Here is a 4,767-nt window from a genome sequence, read left to right as displayed (position 1 = left end):
TCAAGCCGTGCCCACCACGTTCCAGGCCCCCTGGCGGAGGGCCCAAATCGCCGGGTCCCGCGAATCTTTCTCCCCACACCAAAAATGCCGACTGAACCGACGCATACGCGTCATCAGTCGGCTAATGAGGTGGTTACTTGCTCACATAGGTATATTTGTAGTCAAAGTGGTAGCTGGTCGGGAAGTAAACGATGCCCTTCACCTTCGGGTTATTTAGGTGCAGGACGTAACGTTGGAACAGCGGAATGACCGGCTTCTCGCTCATCAGCCGGCTGTGGGCCGCCTGCAGGTCCTTGGTCCGCTTCGCCGGGTCGCCGGCGTCGGTGGTCTCGGCCGCCGCCAGGGCGCTGTCGTACTGACTGTCATGCCAGTTCGTCCAGTTGAAGCTGGACGTGCTCTTGAATAAATCCAGGAACGTGGTGGGATCAGGATAATCGGCGCCCCAGTTCTTGATGTACAGGTCGAAATTCCCCTGCTGTGCCGCTGCATCGGCGGCTTTCTGCGGCATCGTGACGATGCTCACCTTGATACCGTTCAGGTGATTCTCAATCTGGCCCTGGAGATATTCGGCGATGGCCTTGGCGTCGTCATCGTCCTCCGTGAGCAGCCGCAGACTCAGCTTGCCGCCGAGCGCACGCTTGGCCTTGGCCCACAGAGTTTGGCCTTTCTTCACGTTCGTCGGGGCCAAGTTGCCGGCTTCCTTGGCGAAGTCCTGGCCGGTCACCGGATCCTTGTACATCCCCTGGGGGATCATCCCCAGCGGGGGCACGCTGCCGTCGCCCAGGACCTTAGCCGCCAGGTTCTTCCGGTCGATCACTTGAGAAATGGCATTGCGCACGGCGGCGTTATCCAGCCCCTTCGTCTTGGTGTTCACCTGGAGGTAGCGGATAGACGACCCCCGGCGGGCAACGGCGGCGGGATTAGTCTGCTCCTTTTGGGCGTAATCGCCAGTCAGGGTAATATCGTCCAGCTTACCCGCCGTGAACAGATTACTGGCCGTGGCGGTCTCTTTGACCACTTGGAAATTGAGCTGAGTCAGACGGACCGTCTTGGCATCCCAATACGTCTTGTTCTTCATGAACGTCCAGCTCTGCCCGGTCCCGTTCCACGCCTTCAGCACGAACGGGCCATTCGCCAGAATCGTCGCCGCGGACGTCCCGAACTTAGGGGTTTTCTCCACATACTTCTGATTCAAGGGGAAGAAAGTGGGGAAAGCGAACAGTACCCGCAAATACGGGACCGCCACGCCCATGTCAATCTGGAGCGTGTACGGGTCCAATGCCTTGACCCCCAACGTGTCCGGCGCAGCCTTCCCTGCCCGGATCGCCGCAGCGTTATGAATGCCGTCCAGCAAATTGGCGTAAGGCGCTTTGGTGCTGGGCGTCACCACCCGCCGCCAGGCATAAACGAAGTCCTGGGCGGTGACCGGGTCGCCGTTGGCCCAGCGGGCGTTGCGGCGCAGCGGGATAACATACTTTTTGCCGTTGTCCGTGGGCGTCACCACTTTGCTGGCGATCCCTGGAATCGGCGTGCTGGTCTTGTCCAGGCGGTACAGACCCTCGTTGTTGCTGGAAATCGCGGTGAGACTGTCGCCGTCAGTGGCCTGGGCCGGGTCCAGGCTCTGAATCTCCGAACTGGTCTGGATGGTTGCCGTTTGCGTCGGCGTGCCGGCTGCTCCGCTCTGCTTGGTGCCTTGGCCGCATGCTGCTAAAAGGGCGGCTAGGCCCGCGACAGCAATGATGCCCCATCGGTGTGTCTGTTTCATGTATTTTCCTCCATGATGGTCTTTATTTGGTGTAGTTGATCAGCTGGTTCTGCAAGAGCTGACAAGGCCAACAGCGCATCTGCCCCACTCCTTTCTGGTATCGGTGAGAAAGCCGCCGGAAAGCAAAAAAGTCCCCGATCACTGCACAATAGGCAGCAACCGGGGACTGTTGATTGCATCAGCGCATTATCGTGACCGCACGAAAATGCCCGCCGCGTCCCTGGATCGCCGCCGGGTTAGACAAGTCATACAGGTCATTGCAAATTGGCAGACGATCATGGGGCACTGCTCCTTTCTTTCTCACGCAATAAACCGTATCTTACGGGGTAGTGGGCCAAACGTCAAGCAGAATCACTCGAAGACGCTGGCTTGCCGGTCCACCAGCAGGCCGCAGATGGTCTGGACCGCCGCCACGACCAGGAGCACCGCCATCACCGGCGCCCAGCTGCCCCACAGGCTGTGCAGGAAACCGGCCAGCATCGGCCCGCCGGCCGCCAGCAAGTAGCCGATGGCTTGGGCCATGCCGGACACCGCCGCGGTCTCCTGGGGCGTCTTCGTCTTCAGGGAGAAAAGCGCCATGGCCATACTGAACGCCGCGTTCGTGGCGAAGCCGAGCAGCACGCAGACCAGCAAGGCGAGCGCCAGCGGGATGCGAGGCAGCAGCAGGCCGCCCAGGCCCAGGAAGAAAAGTACGCCGATCGCCCAGATCAGCGGGGCCTGCTTGGTCCGCCGGCCCGCCAGGTTCGGGAATATGTAAGCCATCGGCACCGCCGCCAGCTGCAGCAGGCCCAGCATCAGGCTGGCGTTACGTTGGGAGATACCGTAACTCATGAGGATCGTCGGCAGCCAGGTGAGAATGGTGTAGAAAAGCAGGGACTGCAACCCCATGAAACCAGTCAGTGCCCAGGCCAGCGGTTGGCGCCAGACCGGCTGGCGGGGCTTGGTCGGGGTGCCTGCCGGCGCCGCCGCAGGCTTGCTGATGGCCGAGCGGCCGGGCAGGAGCTGGACGGCGATGGCGACGATCAGCGTGACCACCGGGAAGACCGTCAGCACTTGCAGTGTCAGCGGCCAGCCGAGCACGTTCGCCACCGGCACGCTGAAGCCGGCGGACATGGCCGAGAAGATCGTGGAGGACAAGAGGTACGCGCTAGCCATCGTGCCGATCTTGTTCGGATAGAGGGCCGCCACCAGCACTGGGGACAACACGTTTAACACCGCAATGGCGCAGCCGATGAGCAGCGTACCGATCAACAGCAAGGGGAAGGAATACACGCGGAACAGCGAACTGACAGCCAGCACCGCCAACGCCGTGAGCACCACCGGCATGATGCCGAATTTCTTCGTCAAGCTGTTGACCAGCGGCGACACCAGGGCGAAACAGATCAGCGGGATCGTCGTCAAGCTGCCCAGGAACCAGCTGGGCATGGCAAAGGACCGCTGAATATTCGTCAGAATCGGCGGCACCGCCGTAAGAACGGTCCGCAGGTTAGCCCCGATGAGAATAACGAGGAGGAAAAAGAGAATGCTGCCGGAACGTTTCGTGATGGGTTTGGTGGTCATACTGGGCCTGCTTTCTTTAATCTGGTGGTCAGGCGGTGCAGAAAGGCGGCGATGGTCTGGATTTCACCATCCGTCAATTGGAGCTGGCTGCTGAGGGCACGCAGGTAAGCGGCATAGATACCCTCCGTGACCTGCTGTCCCGCCGCCGTGATGGTGACCTGGTACCGGGAGGCATTGGCCGGATCCGGCTGGGCCGCCACGAACCCGCGCTGCAGCAGACCATCCAGCACCGTGGAGACAGTGCTCTTATTCAGCTGCACGAGATCCGCCAACTGGCTGAGGGAAAGCCCGGGAGTATCGGTGACCGTATCCAGTACCAGCAGCTGGTTCGGCGTCAAACCGTGCTGGGCCGCAAAGTGCCGCAGCAGGGACCGCTCAGCGCGACGCAGCTGGCGGTTCATGCGGGTGATCTCTTTAAGCTGCGCCAAGTCCGTCATCCCAGCCACCCTTTCTCAAGCGTTCGATTGCGAACACTACGAGCATAATCTTTTGCCAGAAATCATGCAACTGGGTGAGTTCGGGTATACGCACACGCGTTCAACATGGTAGAATGGAAGAACATAGAAAGCAGTTTCATTACTGTGTCACCGCGGCCACACCATCCGCTAGATTGGAAGACATAATGACTGATAATATTCCGAACAACGCCCACGCTGCTCATGACGCGCCGCCGCGGACGATCCGCCAGGCGCAGCAGCTGCTTCAAGAAGCCACGGTAATGGAGTTTGCCACCATGGACCAGCGCGGGTTCCCGAACATTGTGGCGCTCACGCCGCTGACTCTGGACCGGTCGCTGAAGCACGTCCTGTTTTATACGGACCGAGACACCACGACGATCCGCAACATTGCTGAGTCGCCCAAGGCCAGCATCTACTGCTTCAACGAGCGCCACCACTGCTCCCTGGGTCTGCAGGGCTATGCCGGCTTGATCAGCCGGGACGAAGTTCAAGACAAGTACCGTGCCGACTTGACCGCCTACCAGCAGGCCCTGGCTTACACCCACCCTGTTTTTCTGCGCTTCACGACAATTTTCGTGAAGGTCCGCTACCAAGATAACGTCACGTTTCAGAAGCTGCTGAATTGAGGAAGAAAGGGCTGCCCTTTCTCCGCACCCAGTCAATTGGAGCAGTGAATGATTAACAAAAAGGCCATCAAACAGGGACAAATGGTGTCAAACATTAGGTGAATTGCCCCAGAGGAGCGGTAACGCTCTGCGGGATGGTGGGATTATGGGGATTTTGGGACCGAACGCTTTTGATTGCTGGATGCGTTTGCTTTTGTTAAGCTAGAAGTGTAATAAAACAAACGTTCCCACTTCTTGTTCAGCTTAGCGGAGGTGTTCCCCATGCCGATCAAAACCCACAAGATCCGTCTCTATCCCAATACCGAGATGCAGTCTGTTCTGGTGGAACTGACGGACTACGGCCGCTATTGCTGGAACC

Annotated in this window: 5 protein-coding genes; 2 read left to right on the top strand and 3 right to left on the bottom strand. The window is 59.4% G+C overall.

All coding sequences use genetic code 11. From position 1 onward, the window contains the following. Positions 1-133 precede the first annotated feature (133 nt). The 3 genes from L248_RS10830 to L248_RS10820 all read right to left on the bottom strand — a co-directional run bounded on the left by L248_RS10830 (position 134) and on the right by L248_RS10820 (position 3,762). Positions 134-1,765, bottom strand: coding sequence for a peptide ABC transporter substrate-binding protein (locus tag L248_RS10830; protein WP_022530264.1), 1,632 nt, complete (start codon positions 1,763-1,765; stop codon positions 134-136). A gap of 351 nt (positions 1,766-2,116) precedes the next feature. Next, the gene (locus L248_RS10825; protein WP_022530263.1) at positions 2,117-3,325 is read right to left on the bottom strand and encodes an MFS transporter; all 1,209 of its coding nucleotides are present in this window, start codon (positions 3,323-3,325) and stop codon (positions 2,117-2,119) included. Then, the gene (locus L248_RS10820; RefSeq protein WP_022530262.1) at positions 3,322-3,762 is read right to left on the bottom strand and encodes a MarR family winged helix-turn-helix transcriptional regulator; all 441 of its coding nucleotides are present in this window, start codon (positions 3,760-3,762) and stop codon (positions 3,322-3,324) included. Before L248_RS10820 ends, L248_RS10825 begins: the two co-directional genes overlap by 4 nt. A 185-nt stretch (positions 3,763-3,947) precedes the next feature. Here L248_RS10820 and L248_RS10815 point away from each other — a divergent pair, with 185 nt between their 5' ends. Together L248_RS10815 and L248_RS16555 are read left to right on the top strand one after the other, a co-directional pair. Then, a complete protein-coding gene (locus L248_RS10815; protein ID WP_052000018.1) occupies positions 3,948-4,409 on the top strand; it encodes a pyridoxamine 5'-phosphate oxidase family protein in 462 nt (153 codons plus the stop codon). 261 nt (positions 4,410-4,670) lie between these two features. Beyond that, the coding region (locus L248_RS16555; RefSeq protein ID WP_155828644.1) for a helix-turn-helix domain-containing protein at positions 4,671-4,767 on the top strand (97 nt) is incomplete at its 3' end.

The sequence above is a fragment of the Schleiferilactobacillus shenzhenensis LY-73 genome, from assembly GCF_000469325.1.
GTDB classification, from domain to species: domain Bacteria; phylum Bacillota; class Bacilli; order Lactobacillales; family Lactobacillaceae; genus Schleiferilactobacillus; species Schleiferilactobacillus shenzhenensis.
The sequence above is the reverse complement of the archived record's forward strand: the minus strand, read 5'-3'. Positions and strand labels throughout refer to the sequence as shown.

Excerpts from the sequence above, each read along its gene's own strand:
- L248_RS10830 (WP_022530264.1), bottom strand. The coding sequence starts at position 1,765 with ATGAAACAGACACACCGATGGGGCATCATTGCTGTCGCGGGCCTAGCC.
- L248_RS10825 (WP_022530263.1), bottom strand. The coding sequence starts at position 3,325 with ATGACCACCAAACCCATCACGAAACGTTCCGGCAGCATTCTCTTTTTC.
- L248_RS10820 (WP_022530262.1), bottom strand. The coding sequence starts at position 3,762 with ATGACGGACTTGGCGCAGCTTAAAGAGATCACCCGCATGAACCGCCAG.
- L248_RS10815 (WP_052000018.1), top strand. The coding sequence starts at position 3,948 with ATGACTGATAATATTCCGAACAACGCCCACGCTGCTCATGACGCGCCG.